Origin of the sequence: Streptomyces hoynatensis, assembly GCF_003626535.1 — a bacterium.
In the GTDB taxonomy this organism is placed as follows: Bacteria; Actinomycetota; Actinomycetes; order Streptomycetales; family Streptomycetaceae; genus Streptomyces; species Streptomyces hoynatensis.
The window spans coordinates 171223-187020 of the sequence record NZ_RBAL01000002.1; the positions used below are offsets into that span (position 1 = coordinate 171223).

Below are 15798 nucleotides of genomic sequence, written 5' to 3' on the forward strand. Positions count from 1 at the left end.
GCTTTCCCCGCCCTCACGGGCCCGGCGTGAGGGCCGGCTCGGCGGGCTCGGCGGCCCCGGCCTCCCGCGGCAGGGCCCGCCGGGCGCGCCCCCGCGCCAGCGGCAGCGCGAGCAACGAGACCACGGCGAACAGGCCGAGCGCGATCAGCACGATGGTGGCGCCGGGCGGGACATCCGCGTAGTAGGAGGTGATCGTTCCCGACAGGGACACCAGCACGCCCAGGGCCGCCGCGAGCCCGAGGGTCACGGCGAAGCCGCGCGTCACCTGCTGCGCGGTGACCACGGGGATCACCATCAGGGCGCTGACCAGCAGCAGCCCCACGACCCGCATCGCCACGGTGACGGTGGCGGCGGCCGTGACGGCCAGCAGCAGGTTGAGCACCCGCACCGGCAGGCCGGTCACCCGGGCGAACTCCTCGTCCTGGCAGACCGCGAAGAGCTGGCGGCGCAGGCCCAGGCACACCAGCAGCACGAAGACCGAGAGCCACACGATGGCCGTGATGTCCTCGGGAGACACAGTCGTGATCGAACCCCACAGGTAGGAGGTGAGGTTGGCGGTGGAGCCGCCGGGGGCGACGTTGATGATCAGCACGCCGCCCGCCATGCCGCCGTAGAAGAGCATCGCCAGGGCGATGTCGCCGCGGGCCCGGCCCGAGGAGCGCAGCAGCTCCATCGCGACCGCGCCCAGGGCCGAGACGGCGACCGCGGTCCACACCGGGCTGGTGTTCATCAGGAAGCCCAGCGCCACTCCGGTCAGCGCCACATGACCGATGCCGTCGCCCATCAGCGCCTGACGGCGCTGCACCAGGTAGGTGCCGACGGCCGGGGCGGCCAGGCCGATGAGCAGCGCGGCGAGCAACGCCCGCTGCATGAACGGGTAGTCGAGGAGGTCCAGGAAGTCGAACATCACAGGATTCCCGTCTGGAGCTCGGCCTCGGCCGAGGGTTCCGACTCGTCGGCCGGATGGCAGGGGTGGCTCTCGGGCAGCCCCGCCGGGCAGCCCTCGGCCGCCGCGCCCGCGTCGCCCTTCGCCGCCCGGCCGGGCTGGTCGATGGTGCGCTCCACCCTGCCGTGGGCCAGTACCACCGCGCGGTCGATCAGCGGTTCCAGCGGGCCGAGTTCGTGCAGGACGAGGAGCACGGCGGTGCCCTCGCGCAGCAGCGCGCGCAGCGTGCCGGCGAGGACCCGCTGGCTGGCCAGGTCCACGCCGGCCAGCGGCTCGTCCATGATCAGCAGCTCGGGCTCCGTCGCGAGGGCGCGGGCGATCAGCACCCGCTGGTGCTGGCCGCCGGAGAGGGCGTTGACCGAGTCGCCGGCCCGTTCCGCCATGCCGACCAGGCCGAGCGCCCGGTCCACGGCGGCCCGGTCGGCCCGGCCGAGCGGGCGCAGCCCGCGGCGGGCCAGGCGCCCGGCCGAGACCACCTCGCGGACCGTGGCGGGCACCCCGCCGGCGGCCGTGGAGCGCTGCGGCACGTAGCCGACGCGCCGCCAGTCGCGGAAGCGCCGCACGGGGGTGCCGAACAGGGTGCGTTCGCCGCCGGTGGCCGGCACCTGGCCGATGGCGGTGCGCACGGCCGTCGACTTGCCCGAGCCGTTGGCGCCCAGCAGGGCGACGGCCTCGCCTGGGGCCACGGTCAGGTCGATGCCGCGCAGCACCGGGCGGCCGCCCAGTTCGGCGGTCACCTCGGTCAGCGCTATGACGGGCTCCATCTGGCCTTCTCCGTTCCTGATCGCTCCAGGCCGGGACTCGATCATGCCGTGGCGGCGGCCGGGGGCCGCCGCCGGGTGTGCTCAGGACGCCGTTGCGCCGAGCGCCTGCCGCAAGGCGGCGAGGTTGGCCCGCATCACCTCGAAGTAGTCAGCACCCGCGGACTCGTCGGTGATTCCCTCCAGCGGGTCGAGCACCGCGGTCTCCAGGCCCAGGTCGCCGGCGAGGGTGCGGGCGGTCTCGTCGCTGACCAGCGTCTCGAAGAACACGGTCCGCACGCCCTCGGCCTCCGCGATGTCCTGGAGGTCGCGCATCCTGGCCGCGCTCGGCTCCGACTCGGGGTCGAGGCCGGTGATGGCCTCCTCGCGCAGCCCGTAGCGTTCGGCGAGGTAGCCGAAGGCGGCGTGCGTGGTGATGAAGGTGCGCTCCGGCGCATCCGCCAGCCCCTGGGTGAACTCGCCGTTCAGGTCGTCGAGTTCGGACAGCAGGCGTTCGGTGTTGCGCTGGTAGTCGGCGGCGTGGCCGGGGTCGGCGTCGGCCAGTTCCTCGCCCACGCCCTGGGCGACCTCGCCGAAGCGGACCGGGTCGAGCCAGATGTGCGGGTCCTCGCCGCCCTCGCCTCCCTCCTCGCCGTCCTCGTGCGCGTGGCCGCCGTCGGTGTGCGCCCCGCGGGTGCCGTCCACCTCGTTGCCGTGGGTCTCCAGGGTGGTGAAGGAGGTGGCCTCGGCGATGTGGTCCACGCCGGACTGGGCGACGGCCTCGTCGACGGCGGGCTGGAGGCCCTGGAGGTAGACGATGACGTCGGCCTCGGTGAGCCGGGCGGTCTGCTGGGGGCTGAGGTCGAGGTCGTGCGGCTCGGTGCCGGGCTCGGTCAGCGTGGAGACCGAGACGTGGTCGCCGCCGATCCGCTCGGCGAGGAACTCCATCGGGTAGAAGGAGGCGATCACCCGCAGCCGTCCGTCCGCGGACTCCTCCCGGTCGTCCTGGCCGCAGGCCGACACGCTCAGCAGGCCGAGGGCCGTCGCTCCGGCGGCGAGGGCGGTGGCGGTTATTCGGGCGCGTATTCGAGAGCGTGAGCGTCGTCTTGCGGTCATGACAGCCATTTTCAAGTTAATTGGAAACCATTGTCAAATGCGGGCGGCGGATGTGACCGGCGTCTCCCCGCGCCCGGTCCCCAACCCGGCGTCCCCTCGCGCCCCCGTCCCGCGCCCCCGTCCCCGCGTCCCGCCCGGCGTGCCTCCCGTCTCGTGTGCCCGGGTTCTCCCGGCTCGGCCCCCCCAGGGGACCCGTGGGTCCCGCCGCGCCGCGGATTCCCGCTTACCGATTTGCTGCGGCCCCCTCGGGCGCCGGTAACCTGAGGCAACTCCAACGTCGTCCTTCGTCCGAAGAGAGCACCGTGGCCGCCGACAAGATCGACACCATCGTCAGCCTCAGCAAGCGCCGTGGCTTCGTCTATCCCAGCAGCGAGATCTACGGCGGGCAGCGCGCCGCCTGGGACTACGGACCGCTGGGCGTCGAACTGAAGGAGAACGTGAAGCGGCAGTGGTGGCGTTCGGTCGTCACCGCCCGCGACGACGTGGTCGGCATCGACTCCTCGGTGATCCTGGCCACCGAGGTGTGGGAGGCGTCGGGTCACGTGGCGACGTTCACCGACCCGCTCACCGAGTGCACCTCCTGCCACAAGCGGTTCCGGGCCGACCACCTGGAGGAGGCGTACGAGGAGAAGCACGGGCACGCGCCCGCGCACGGCCTGGCCGACATCAACTGCCCCAACTGCGGGAACAAGGGCGCCTTCACGGAGCCGAAGCAGTTCTCGGGACTGCTCGCCACGCACCTCGGCCCCACCCAGGACTCCGGCTCCATCGCCTACCTGCGCCCGGAGACCGCCCAGGGCATCTTCACCAACTTCGCCGCCGTCCAGCAGACCTCGCGCCGCAAGCCGCCGTTCGGCATCGCGCAGATGGGCAAGTCCTTCCGCAACGAGATCACGCCGGGCAACTTCATCTTCCGCACCCGCGAGTTCGAGCAGATGGAGATGGAGTTCTTCGTCAAGCCGGGCGAGGACGAGCACTGGCACGGCTACTGGATGGAGCAGCGCTGGAACTGGTACCGCGACCTCGGCCTCTCCGAGGAGAACATGCGCTGGTACGAGCACCCCAAGGAGAAGCTGTCCCACTACTCCAAGCGCACGGTGGACATCGAGTACCGGTTCAACTTCATGGGCTCGGAGTTCGGCGAGCTGGAGGGCGTCGCCAACCGCACCGACTACGACCTCACCCAGCACTCCAAGGCCTCGGGCCAGGACCTCAGCTACTTCGACCAGGAGGCGGGCGAGCGCTGGACCCCGTACGTCATCGAGCCCGCGGCGGGCGTCGGGCGCACGATGCTGGCGTTCATGCTGGACGCCTACCGTGAGGACGAGGCCCCCAACGCCAAGGGGAAGATGGAGAAGCGCGTGGTCCTCGCGCTCGACCCGCGGCTGGCGCCGGTCAAGGTCGCCGTGCTGCCGCTCTCGCGCAACCCGCAGCTCTCGCCCAAGGCCAAGGACCTGGCGACGGCGCTGCGCAGGCACTGGAACATCGAGTTCGACGACGCCGGCGCCATCGGGCGCCGCTACCGGCGGCAGGACGAGATCGGCACGCCGTTCTGCGTGACCGTCGACTTCGACACGCTGGACGACAACGCGGTGACCGTGCGGGAGCGGGACACCATGCGGCAGGAGCGGGTGTCCCTGGACCAGGTCGAGTCCTACCTCGCGGCGCGGCTCGTCGGCTGCTGAGCCCGCCGGGCGGCCTCACCGGCCCGGGCCCTCACGGGGCCCGGGCCACCCGGGGTCCGGGCCCCGGGCCCGGGCCCGTCAGGGCTTCGGACGCGGCAGGAACAGGCCGAGGGCGCCCGTCGCCAGGACGGCGAGGATCTGCGTCAGCAGCGCCGTGACCAGGGCGTCGTCCATCCCGGAGGCGGAGGCCACGGACAGGAAGAGCGCCCCCTGCAGGGCCACGCCCAGCGCGGCGGCGGACTGCTGGGTCGTGGACATCACCCCGCCGCCCACCCCGGCCTCGGCCGCGGGCACCTCGGCCAGCACGAACCGCATCAGCGCCGGCAGTTGCAGGCCCTGCCCGAAGCCGGCGACGGAGAGCCCGGGGCACAGCACGAGGAAGCCGAGGTCGGGCCAGCCGCGGGCCACGGCCAGCGCCAGCAGCGCCAGTCCCAGCGCCTGGAGCCCGGCGCCCCAGGTCACCACCCGCGTGCCGTGGCGCGCGATGAGCCGCGGGCCGGCCAGGGAGGCGGCGAAGAACCACACGGCGTAGGGGGTCAGGGTGAGGCCCGCCCGCACCGGGCCGTAGTGGAGGCCGTCCTGGAAGGTGACGGCGAGCACGAACATGAACCCGCCGAACCCGCCGACGCACAGCGCGAGCGCGGGCAGGCCGCGCGCCATCCCGGGCAGCCGGAGCAGCCCGAGCGGCACCAGCGGCACCGCCTCGCCCCCGCGCCCGCGGCGCCGTTCCACGACCAGGAACCACGCCCCGAGCAGCGGAAACGCGGCCAGTGAGAGCCAGGTCCAGGTCGGCCAGCCGACGGCCCTGCCCTCGGTCAGCGGCAGCAGCAGCGCGCTCAGCGAGGCGGCGAGCAGGACCGTGCCCGCGGCGTCCACCGAGGCCGGGCGCTCCGACCTGGTGCCGGGCACCGTGGTGGCCACCAGCGGCAGGGCCACGAGGACGACGGGCACGTTGAGGAGAAACACCGCGCGCCAGCCCGAGCCCGCGAGGTCGGCGGCCACCAGCAGGCCGCCGAGGATCTGGCCGGCCACCATGGACAGGCCGGCCGCCGCGCCGTAGAGGCTCATGGCCCTGGCCCGGCGCGCCCCCTGGGTCGTGGCCTGGAGGGTGGCCAGGCACTGGGGGAGCAGCAGGGCCGCCGACGCGCCCTGCCCGATCCTCGCGGCGACCAGGGACCAGGCACCGGGGGCGAGGCCGCAGGCGAGCGAGGTCAGGCCGAAGGCCGCGAGGCCGGCCGTCATCAGCCGCCGGCGGCCGGCCAGGTCGCCGAGCCGCCCGCCGAGCACGAGCAGCACCGCGTAGGCGACGCCGTAGCCGGCCACGATCAGTTCGAGCAGGGCGGGACCGGCGTCCAGGTCCCGGTCGATGCTCGGCAGGGCGACGTTGACGATGAAGAAGTCGAGGAGCGGCAGCACCGCGCAGAGCAGCACCGTGAACAGCCCGGCGGGGCCGAGCGCGGCCGGGGGCGCGCCGCCGCTCGCGCCGCCGGGGCCCGCGTGGGGCGTGGGGACGGTGGGGGACGGGGCCCGCCCGGGGGCGGCAGGGGAGGTGGATGCGGTCACGCCTCGACGGTGCGCCCGGCCGTAGCCTGGTACCAGAGTGTCTTTATCCCGGTAGAGCCACTACCCGATAATCGTCTGGAGCGAGGAGGTCTCGATGGCGGGCACGGAGGAAGGCGTCCTGCACGCGGCACCGGCCGCCGCACCGGCCACGGGGCAGGAAACGGCACCGGCCACGGGACGGAAAACGGCACCGGCCCCCACACGGGGCACGGAACCGGCCGCCGCACCGGCCGGTGAACCCGCCGCCGCACCGGCCGTCGCGGGGGCGGGCGAGGCCGTGGACGGGGCGCGCGTCCGGCGCCGCGAGCTGGGCGCCTTCCTGCGCAGCCGCAGGGAGCGGCTCGCGCCGGAGCAGGTCGGCCTCGCGCGCGGGGGGCGCCGCCGCACCCCCGGGCTGCGCCGCGAGGAGGTCGCCCACCTGGCCGCGGTCGGCGTCACCTGGTACACGTGGCTGGAGCAGGCCAGGGACATCCAGGTCTCGGCGGGCGTCCTCGACGCCATCGCCCGCGCCCTGCTGCTCGACCAGAACGAGCGGGCGCACCTGTTCACCCTCGCCGGCACGGCCGATCCCTCGCCCGCCGCCGAGCGCTGCCTGCTGAACCCCGCGCTGCGGGAGATGCTCAGGAACCTGGAGCCGCTTCCCGCCTGCGTCCAGAACAGCAGGTACGACCTCCTCGCCTACAACCGCACCTACGGCCGCCTGCTGCGCGACCTGGACGAGCTGCCCGCCGAGAGCCACAACTGCATGTGGCTGGCCTTCACCGACCCCGAGTGGCAGCGCGCCCTGGTGGACCGCGAGGAGACGGTCAGGGTGATGACCGCCAACTTCCGCGCCTCCATGGCCGAGCACCTCGCGGAACCCGCGTGGAAGCACCAGCTGAAGCGGCTGCAGGAGTCCGCCGAGTTCCGCCGGCTGTGGGAGCGGCACGAGGTGATCCGGCCCCAGGGCGGCCGGACCAAGCGCTTCCGCAACCCCCTCGTCGGCCTGCTGCACCTGGACGTGGTGCAGCTGTGGCTGGGCCCGCGGATCGGCGCCAGGCTGCTGTCGTACGTGCCGGCGGACGAGGAGTCAAGGGCGCGTCTCCAGCAGCTGCACGCGCTGGTGAGCGACCGGCCCTGAGGGGGCCGCCGGGGAGCGGAACGCCCCCGGTACGGGGCGGGGGACAATGGCAGGCATGACGCAGCAGCTCTCCTACGGACCGCACACGGTCGACCCGCCGGTGGTGCTCGCCCCGATGGCCGGGATCACCAACGCGCCCTTCCGCACGCTGTGCCGGGAGTTCGCGGGCGGGCGCGGGTTGTTCGTCAGCGAGATGATCACCACGAGGGCGCTGGTCGAGCGCAACGCCAAGACGATGCGCCTGATCCGGTTCGCCGCCGCGGAGAAGCCGCGTTCCATCCAGCTGTACGGGGTGGACCCGCAGACCGTGGGCCGGGCCGTGCGCATGATCGCCGACGAGGACCTTGCGGACCACATCGACCTCAACTTCGGCTGCCCCGTTCCCAAGGTCACCCGGCGCGGCGGCGGTTCCGCCCTGCCGTACAAGCGCCCGCTGCTGCGGGCGATCCTGCGGGCCGCGGTGGCGGGCGCGGGCGGCCTGCCGGTGACCGTGAAGATGCGCAAGGGCATCGACGAGGACCACCTCACCTACCTCGACGCGGGCCGCATCGCCGTCGAGGAGGGCGTGACGGCGATCGCCCTGCACGGGCGCACCGCGGCGCAGCACTACGGCGGGGAGGCCGACTGGGAGGCGATCGCCAGGCTGAAGGAGGCGGTTCCCGAGATCCCGGTGCTGGGCAACGGCGACATCTGGTCGGCCGGGGACGCCCTGCGGATGATGCGCGCCACCGGCTGCGACGGCGTGGTGGTGGGCCGCGGCTGCCTGGGGCGGCCGTGGCTGTTCGCCGATCTGGTGGCGGCGTTCGACGGCCGGGGCCCCGGCGGGTACGCCCGGCCCACGCTGCGGGAGGTCGCCGAGGTCATGCTGCGGCACGCCCGGCTGCTGGGGGAGTGGCTGGAGGACGAGTCCCGCGGCGTGATCGACTTCCGCAAGCACGTGGCCTGGTACACGAAGGGCTTCTCGGTGGGCTCCGAGCTGCGGCGGCGGCTGGCGGTGGCCTCCTCGCTGGCCGAGCTGGCCGCGCTGCTTGAGGAGCTGGACCTGAGCCAGGAGTGGCCCGTGGGGGCGGAGGGGCCGCGGGGGCGGACCTCGGGGAAGAACCGGGTGGCCCTGCCCGACGGCTGGCTGGACGACCCCTACGACGAGGCCGTCCTGGACGCGGCGGAGGAGTGCGCGATCTCCGGAGGCTGAGCCCTGCGGCCCGCCCCTCCGGCCGGCCCCTGTCCCGCCTGGCCCGCCGGCCCCGCGCGGCCCGGCCGCCTTCCCGCTCGTGGCGAGCCGGAAGGCGGCCGGGAAGCCGGCGGCAGCGGGAGGGCGTTCAGCCGAGGGCCGTCTCCAGGGCCAGGGGCGCGGCGGCGGACCAGGCCTGCGGGGAGCAGGCGTGGGGGTAGGGGATCGGCCGGGGGTGATCGGCGCGCCCGTAGCCGGCGATCACCTCGGGAATCCGGTAGTCGCTCGCCGCCGCCAGGTCGACCAGGCCCCGCGCCACGGTCCGCGCCTCCTCCCGCATGCCGTACCGCGCCAGGCCGAGCGCGGCGATCGCGCTGTCGTGCGGCCACACGCTGCCCCGGTGGTAGGAGAGCGGGTGGTAGGCGCCCTGGCCCGCGGCCAGGGTGCGGATGCCCCAGCCGGTGAAGAAGCCGGGCCCGACCAGCCTGCGCCCCACCGCCCGGGCCCGTTCCGCGTCCAGGATCCCCGTCCACAGCAGGTGCCCCGCGTCCGAGCCCAGCGCGTCCACCCGGGCTCCTGACTCGTCGAGCGCGAGGGCGGGGAAGTCCTCCTCCGGCAGCCAGAAGTCGGAAAGGAACCGCTCCCGCAGCCCGTCCGCCGCCTCCGTCAGGCGGGCGGCGTACGCCGGGTCGTCCCACACGGTGCGGGCCAGGTGCGCGGTGCGGCACAGCGCCTCGTACGCGTAGCCCTGGGCCGCCGCCGCCCTGATCACGCCCTTGGCCGGGGTCCCGTCGGCGAAGCAGATCGCGCCGGGGGAGTCCTTCCAGCTCTGGTTGGCGAGGCCGCCCCGGTCGGCGTGGTAGAGCAGGTAGCCGTGCCCGGCCAGGCCGCCGTCGCGGAACATCCACTCCACGGCCGCCCTGGCGTGGCCCTCCAGCCGGGCGGCCAGCTTCTCGTCGCCGGTGCTCGTCACGTAGGCGCCGAGGAGCGAAAGGAACAGCGGCGTGCTGTCGACCGCCCCGAAGTAGCGGTCGTAGGGCACCTGCCCGAAGTACGCCAGCTCCCCGTGCCGCACCTCGTGCACGATCTTCCCCGGCTGCGCTATCCGCGACTCGTCCACGGCCGTGGCCTGGGTGGCGGCCAGGGCGAGCAGGGTGGCGGAGGCGAGCCCGGGCCGCACGGGCAGCGCGAACCGGGAGGTGATCAGGGCGTGCCTGCCCAGCAGCGTCAGGAACCACGGCACCCCGGCGGCCGGCACCCGCAGCTCCTCGCCCTCGGGCCCGGCGGCCGCCACCTGCAGCAGGGCCAGGTCCGCGAGCCCCTGCGCGCGGGCCCGCGCCAGCCGGGGCCAGGCCCCCTCCGCCGCTTCCGGCTGCGCCGGGTCGCTCCCCGCCACCTCCGGCGCCGCCGCGGGCGTGCCCCGGCGCGCGGTCGCGGCGCGCTCAGGCGTCTCCTCCGCGCCCGGGCGTGCCTCGGCCGTGGCCGCCCCGTGCGGGTAGGCCGTCACGTGCAGGGCGAGTTCCGCCGAGCCGTGCGGGGGCAGCCTCACGCGCCAGCACAGCCGCCTGGCGCCGCTGCCCGTGTGCTCCACCGCGTCCGGGGCCGGCTCGGCGCGCACCACGGTGCGGGCGTACCAGTCCCGCCTGCGGTAGCCGAACTCCACGCCGTCGGGCAGCACGGTCCTGGTGCGCACCGCCTGCGGCTTCTCGTACCAGCGGTGGTCGCCGCGCAGCTCGAACTGGTCGGCGAAGTCGGCGTCCACGGTGAGCGCCACGAGGGCGCTGGCGGTCTCGCCCTGGTTGCTGCTCAGCCGCAGCCGTTCCACGAGAGCGCCCGCCGTCACGGTCTGTTCCCTGAAGACCGTGAGGGCGGGCGTGTCGGCGCGGCCGGCTGGGGGCGTGAGCACCGCCCCCGCGGTGGATCTCGCCCCGGCGGACGGGGCGGCCGGCACCAGCACGGTGGGCGTGCCGCCGTCGACCGTCAGCTGCCAGCGGCTGAGGTGGCGGGCGTCGCGCACGAACAGGCCCTCGGGCCGGCCGCGCTCTGTGGACAGGTCCCCCGAGACGTCTCCCGACGCCCCCACCGCCGCGAAGGTACCGTCCCTGACCAGGAGACACTGCTGCGTCGCGGTCACGGGCCCCCACCTTTCTTTCTCTTCTGTTTTGCGGTCGTCACGTGCGCTCGTTGCGTGCTGTCGTGTCCGTGCGGACGTTCCCGCGCGGTGCCTCCCGGCCTGCCGTGGTGCGGGGGCCGTGCCGGTGGCGCCGTCGTGCGGGTCGTGCGGGTCGTGCCGTGGTACGGGTCGTGCGTGGGTGGTGCCGGTCGTGCCGTCGTACGGGTCGTCGTGCGGTGGTGCGGGTCGTGCGGTGGTGCCGGGGCGGCCGGGTCAGCGGGAGGCGACGCCCGCGGTGGGCGACCCGGCGTGCCCGGCGCGGTCCTTGGCCAGCGACAGGTCCAGGGTGAGGGCCGCGGTCCAGCTGAAGTCCCGGGTGCCGCGCGCCTTCCCGCTGAAGGGGTCGACGTACTCGGCGAAGTCCGAGGCCACCGCGGCCCGCAGCATCTCGGCCCGCAGCGCGTCCGCCGTCAGGTCCGCCCCGTGCAGGCGCATGCCGCGCTCGAGCAGCCAGTTCACGTTGAACCAGGCGGGGCCGCGCCAGTAGCGGGCCGGGTCGAAGCCGCTGCCGGTGAGGTCGTAGCTCGGCACCAGCCTGGCCGGGCCGCCGAGGCCGAAGTGCGGCCCGCGGGCGGTGCGCAGCAGGGCGGCGGCGACCTCCTCGGGCAGCCCGGGCAGCACCAGGGGGAGCAGCCCGGCGGCGCTGCGCTGCGGCAGCCGCTCGTCCGCCAGCACGTCGCGGCAGAGGAAGAGGCCCTCCTCCTCGCTCCACAGCCGGGAGACCAGGGCCCAGGTCAGCGACTCGGCGCGGACCAGGTGCTCGGCCGGGTCGGCGGCCTCGTCGCCGAGGGCCGCGGCGATGTCGGCCAGCGCGTACTCGGAGGCGATCAGCAGCGCGTTGAACGCCGGGTCCTCCACGGCGAAGGGGTGGGTGCCGGGCCGGTCCTCGTACCCGCGGTCCCGGTAGGACCCGGCGAGCCGCACGTAGCGGCCGTAGTCCAGGTCGGTGGGCCGGTCGGCGCGGCAGCCGTGGTCGAGGTCGGCCCGGTGGAAGGAGCCGGAGGCGGCCGGGGAGATCCGGGCGAGCGGCGGGTCCCAGCAGGGGCTGTTGTCCATGCCCGACTCCCAGGGGTGGACGATGGCCGCCAGGCCGTGCCCGCCCAGGTCGCGCGGCCCGGTGAGGTACCGCTGCCAGGCCACCAGCCGCGGGTAGAGGCGGCGCAGGAAGCCGCGCCTGGCCGAGGCGGCCGGGTCGGCCTGGTGCACCAGCCAGGCGGCGAGCGCGTGGACGGGCGGCTGCACCACGCCCGAGGTCTCCACCGAGGCGGGGGCGCCCGCCTTGTCGCCCGCGGCCGAGGAGCGCCAGAAGTCGGGGCTGGGGAAGTACGCCCCCAGCGGGATCTCCGGGTTGAAGACGATGTGCGGGACGCGGCCGTCGGCCCACTGCGCGGCGAAGAGGGTCTCCAGCTCCCGCTGGGCGCGGGCCGGCGAGACGTGCCGCAGGCCGATCGCGATGAACCCCGAGTCCCAGCTCCACTGGTGCGGGTAGAGGGCGCGCGAGGGCACTGTCGACGAACCGGTCCAGTTGCCGGAGAGGACACGGCAGGCGCCGTCGTACGCGAGGGAGGGGAGACTTCGGGGCTGAACAGCGCTTTCCACGTGAGCTCCGCTGGGCGAGTGGCGCATTGATGTCTTCCGGCGAGGCCGCTTGTTTTGTCGAAGGTTCCGTTGGGTTACGTCTACTTAACAAGCAAAAGTACCGCTGTAAGATCTACTTCACAAGGTCGAGGGGGAGGTATACGGCCCGGGGAAGGCAGTCGGTCATGAACCAGGCGAGCGCGGGTCACCTGCTGGGGCTGATCCGCAGCGGACAGGCCGCCACGCGCGGCGAGCTCCAGCGCGTCACCGGGCTCTCCCGTTCCACCGTCGGAAGCCGGCTCGACCAGCTCTTTCGGGCCGGCTGGATCCGGGAGGTGGCCGGGCCGCCGCCGGAGGCGCCGACCGGCGGGCGGCCCGCGGTCAGGCTGGAGTTCGACGCCTCGCACGCGGTGGTGCTGTGCGCGGATCTGGAGACCAGGCACGCGCGGGCCGCCGTGCTCGCGCTCGACGGCACCCTGCTCGCCGAGCACAGCGGCGCGCTGCTGATCAACCAGGGGCCGCGGGCGGCGATCGACCGGCTCACCCGCTGGTTCGCCGAGTTGCTGGAGAAGGCGGGCGCGAGCCCGGACGCGGTCTGCGGGGTCGGCCTCTCCGTGCCGGGTCCGGTGGACGCGGCCGCGGCGCGGGTGGTGCAGCCGCCGATGATGCCGGGCTGGGACGGCTACCCGGTGCGCGAGGAGATGCAGCGCGCCCTCGCCGCCTCGGTGGGGGGCCGCGGCCCGGTGCCGGTGCTGGTGGAGAACGACGCGAACCTCATGGCGTACGCCGAGCAGCGCCACGCCTACCGGGACTGCTCGGCCTTCCTGCTGATCAAGGTGTCCACCGGCATCGGGGCCGGGGTGGTGGTGGACGGGGAGATGTACCGGGGCTTCGACGGGGGCGCCGGTGACATAGGGCACATCAGGCTGAGCGAGCACCCGCACGCGCTGTGCCGCTGCGGGTCCTACGGCTGCCTGGCCGCCGTGGCCAGCGGCCGGGCCCTGGCCGAGCAGCTGACGGCGGCGGGCATCCCGACCGCCTCGGGATCGGGGGTGCGCGACCAGCTGTCCGTGGGCCAGCCGGACGCGGTGCGGCTGGCCAGGGAGGCGGGCCGGCTGGTCGGCGGCGTGCTGGCCACGGTGGTCACGCTGCTCAACCCGGGGGTGCTGATGATCGCGGGCGACCTGGCGGGGCCGCCCTTCCTCACCGGGGTGCGGGAGGTGCTGTACCAGCGGGCGATGCCGCGGGCCACGGCCTACCTGCAGGTGGTCACCTCCCGGCTGGGCGACCACGCGGGGCTGACCGGGGCGGCGGCGATGGTCGTGGAGTCCCTGTACGCGCCCGACCAGGCGGATCTGCGGCTGGCCGCGATGGCGGGGGAGCGGAGGCCGGACGTGATACCCGCCACGAATGAATAAACGAATGCTCAGATGAGCGCTGAGCGGGGTAGTCTCCCCTCATCGGGCCGCCGGGCTTCCCGATTTCCCTGCTGAACCCTCACCCAGGGAAAACACCGGTGGCCGGGGGAACGCGGGGCGGGGCCTGTGCGGAGGCGCCGCCCCCGCACCCCACACGGCCGGCCGGCCCTCTCCCGCACCCCGCGCGCCCACCACACCGCGCGCCCCCCACGCCGCAGCCCGCGCCGCGGGGCCTCAGTCGTACTGCCACTCCCGCTGCGAGTACTCCAGCACCGCCGGGTCCATCAGCGTGCTCGGGCGGACGTCGAGGCCGCGCCGGTCCACCGGGAAGACGGTCGCCGCCTGGAGCACCGCGTCGTCGAGGAAACGCAGCGGGGGAGCGTCCGGCGCCAGCCGCAGCGCCGGGGCCTGTTCGCCGAGGTCGGCGAGCAGGAACCCCCAGTCGCCGAAGCTCGGCACGTCCACCTGGTAGGGAGTGGTGGCGAAGCCCGCCTCGCGCATGCTCGCGTCGATCGACCAGTAGGTGCGCGGCGCGAAGTAGGGGGAGCCGGCCTGCACCACCACCCGGGCGCCCGGGGCCAGGACGTTTTCGAGCATCGTGTAGAACTCGACCGAGTACAGCTTCGCCGTCGCCGTGCTGTCCGGATCGGGGAAGTCGACGAGGACCGCGTCGTAGAGGTCCCGCGCGTCCCGGAGCCAGGTGAAGGCGTCCACGTTGCGCACGGTCACCCGGGGGTCCCGCAGGGAGTCGTCGTTCAGCTCGGTCAACGGGCCGTAGTCGGCGGCCAGTTCGGTCATCGCCTGATCGAGCTCGACGAGCGTGACCTGGGTCACGTCCGGGTAGCGCAGCACCTCGCGCAGGGCCAGGCCGTCGCCCCCGCCCAGGATCAGCACCCGCCCGCGCGGGCCCGCCAGCGCCGGGTGGACCAGCGCCTCGTGGTAGCGGTACTCGTCGACCGAGGAGAACTGCAGGTCGCCGTTGAGGAAGAGCCGCAGGTCGGAGCCGGAGCCGAAGCCCAGGGAGCGGGTCAGCACGATCTCCTGGTAGGGGGTGCGCTCGGCGTGCACGATGGGGTCGCGGTACAGGCGCTGCCGCGCGGTCACCTCGATGTCGTCGGCCAGCACGTAGGCGCCGCTCAGCAGGGTGAGCACCGCCGCCATCCCGGCCAGCAGCCCGGCCTGCACGAAGCGCCTGGTCTGCCGCCGGAAGATCCACAGCACGGCGGCCACCCCGGCCACCGCGTTCACCACGCCGACCACCAGCACGCCCTTGAGCTGCCCGAACGTCGGCAGCAGCACCAGCGGGAAGCAGAGCCCGCCGACCAGCGCCCCCAGGTAGTCCACGGCGAACATGTCGGCGACGGCGCCGCCCACCTCCTGGCGCCTGATCCGCTGGAGCATCGTCATCAGCAGCGGGATCTCGGCCCCGATCAGCAGCCCGACCACGAAGGCCACCACCGTCATCGCCGGGGTGTAGACCCCCACCCAGGCGAACACCACGTACAGCAGCAGCACCGAGAAGCCGCCGATCAGCGCGAGCAGGCCCTCGATCACCGCGAAGGCGCCGACCGCGCGCCGCTGCAGCGGCTTGGCCGCCAGCGAGCCCACGCCCATCGCGAAGACCATGACGGACAGCACGACCGAGGTCTGGAAGACGGTGTCGCCGATCAGATAGCTGCCCAGCGCCACCAGGGCCAGCTCGTAGGCCAGGCCGCAGGCGGCGCAGAGGAAGACGGTGAGCAGCAGCAGGAACCTGGCGAGGCGGGGACGGCCGGTCACGAGAGGGCGGCGCCGACCATCAGCGCCGTGCCGACGTACGTGGCGCCCTGCACCCAGGCGGCCGGGTGCGGCTTGCCGTCGCGGTCCTCCAGGACCATGGCGCCCATCTTCCCCGGGGTGATGGCGGCGACCACGGCGAAGACCCCGGTCATCACGACCACCCCGGCCAGGCCGTAGAGCCCGGTGCTCAGCAGGCCGTAGCCCAGGCCCTCCTCCGACTCGCTGGCCCCGATCGCCGCCTGGACCACCACGCCCACGCCGAGCATCTGCCCGCCGAGCAGCACGGCCGCGCCCTTGTTGCGCTCGCGCCACACCACCCGCGCCAGGTTGCCCGGGGTCACCAGGTCCAGGGCCACGAAGGCCACCGCCATGACGGCGAAGCCCACCAGGCCGTAGAGCAGGGCCTGCCCCGCGGACTCGAAGATGTCGCCCACCTTGCTGTTCATGCTGTCGGTTCCCCCTCGGGATCGCGCTGGTCGCTGGTTTCTCCGGCCCGGTGCCGCGGCGTT

At 74.3% G+C, this 15798-nt stretch carries 12 protein-coding genes; 4 read left to right on the forward strand and 8 right to left on the reverse strand.

The window, feature by feature from the left end; translation table 11 throughout:
* Positions 1-13 precede the first annotated feature (13 nt).
* From D7294_RS04210 to D7294_RS04220, 3 genes are all read right to left on the reverse strand, one after another.
* Positions 14-907: a metal ABC transporter permease gene (locus D7294_RS04210; RefSeq protein ID WP_120675622.1), complete on the reverse strand. Its 894-nt coding sequence runs from the start codon at positions 905-907 to the stop codon at positions 14-16.
* Positions 907-1710 carry a metal ABC transporter ATP-binding protein gene (locus tag D7294_RS04215; RefSeq protein ID WP_241562089.1) on the reverse strand — a complete coding sequence of 268 codons (804 nt, stop codon included), beginning with the start codon at positions 1708-1710 and terminating at the stop codon, positions 907-909. Before D7294_RS04215 ends, D7294_RS04210 begins: the two co-directional genes overlap by 1 nt.
* Positions 1711-1791: 81 nt before the next feature.
* The gene (locus D7294_RS04220; protein WP_174248263.1) at positions 1792-2811 is read right to left on the reverse strand and encodes a metal ABC transporter substrate-binding protein; all 1020 of its coding nucleotides are present in this window, start codon (positions 2809-2811) and stop codon (positions 1792-1794) included.
* A gap of 293 nt (positions 2812-3104) precedes the next feature.
* On the opposite strand from D7294_RS04220, the gene D7294_RS04225 reads away from it, so the two are divergent.
* Entirely contained in the window at positions 3105-4487 is a 1383-nt protein-coding gene (locus D7294_RS04225) for a glycine--tRNA ligase (RefSeq protein ID WP_120675628.1), read from the forward strand.
* Positions 4488-4565: 78 nt separating this feature from the next.
* Here the strand turns inward: D7294_RS04225 and D7294_RS04230 are convergent, their stop codons facing one another.
* Positions 4566-6050, reverse strand: a complete 1485-nt coding sequence (locus D7294_RS04230; protein ID WP_120675631.1) for an MFS transporter — start codon at positions 6048-6050, stop codon at positions 4566-4568.
* 277 nt (positions 6051-6327) lie between these two features.
* Between D7294_RS04230 and D7294_RS04235 the strand changes: the two genes are divergently transcribed.
* Both D7294_RS04235 and dusB read left to right on the forward strand, forming a co-directional pair.
* Entirely contained in the window at positions 6328-7170 is an 843-nt protein-coding gene (locus D7294_RS04235) for a helix-turn-helix transcriptional regulator (RefSeq protein WP_241562090.1), read from the forward strand.
* Positions 7171-7216: 46 nt separating this feature from the next.
* Positions 7217-8362 carry a tRNA dihydrouridine synthase DusB gene (gene dusB, locus D7294_RS04240; protein ID WP_422070652.1) on the forward strand — a complete coding sequence of 382 codons (1146 nt, stop codon included), beginning with the start codon at positions 7217-7219 and terminating at the stop codon, positions 8360-8362.
* A gap of 127 nt (positions 8363-8489) precedes the next feature.
* Here the strand turns inward: dusB and D7294_RS04245 are convergent, their stop codons facing one another.
* On the reverse strand, positions 8490-10475 hold the full coding sequence (locus D7294_RS04245; RefSeq protein WP_120675637.1) for an amylo-alpha-1,6-glucosidase: 1986 nt from the start codon (positions 10473-10475) through the stop codon (positions 8490-8492).
* A 252-nt stretch (positions 10476-10727) separates the two neighbouring features.
* Complete coding sequence (locus tag D7294_RS04250) at positions 10728-12140, reverse strand: MGH1-like glycoside hydrolase domain-containing protein (protein WP_120675639.1); 1413 nt, start codon at positions 12138-12140, stop codon at positions 10728-10730.
* A gap of 137 nt (positions 12141-12277) precedes the next feature.
* Here D7294_RS04250 and D7294_RS04255 point away from each other — a divergent pair, with 137 nt between their 5' ends.
* Positions 12278-13510 (forward strand): ROK family protein, encoded by a 1233-nt coding sequence (locus D7294_RS04255; RefSeq protein WP_120675641.1) that lies wholly within the window; start codon positions 12278-12280, stop codon positions 13508-13510.
* A 234-nt stretch (positions 13511-13744) separates the two neighbouring features.
* Here the strand turns inward: D7294_RS04255 and D7294_RS04260 are convergent, their stop codons facing one another.
* Together D7294_RS04260 and D7294_RS04265 are read right to left on the reverse strand one after the other, a co-directional pair.
* Positions 13745-15289, reverse strand: coding sequence for a polyamine aminopropyltransferase (locus tag D7294_RS04260; protein ID WP_120675643.1), 1545 nt, complete (start codon positions 15287-15289; stop codon positions 13745-13747).
* Positions 15286-15735, reverse strand: a complete 450-nt coding sequence (locus D7294_RS04265; RefSeq protein ID WP_241562091.1) for a DUF350 domain-containing protein — start codon at positions 15733-15735, stop codon at positions 15286-15288. Before D7294_RS04265 ends, D7294_RS04260 begins: the two co-directional genes overlap by 4 nt.
* Positions 15736-15798: the final 63 nt, after the last annotated feature.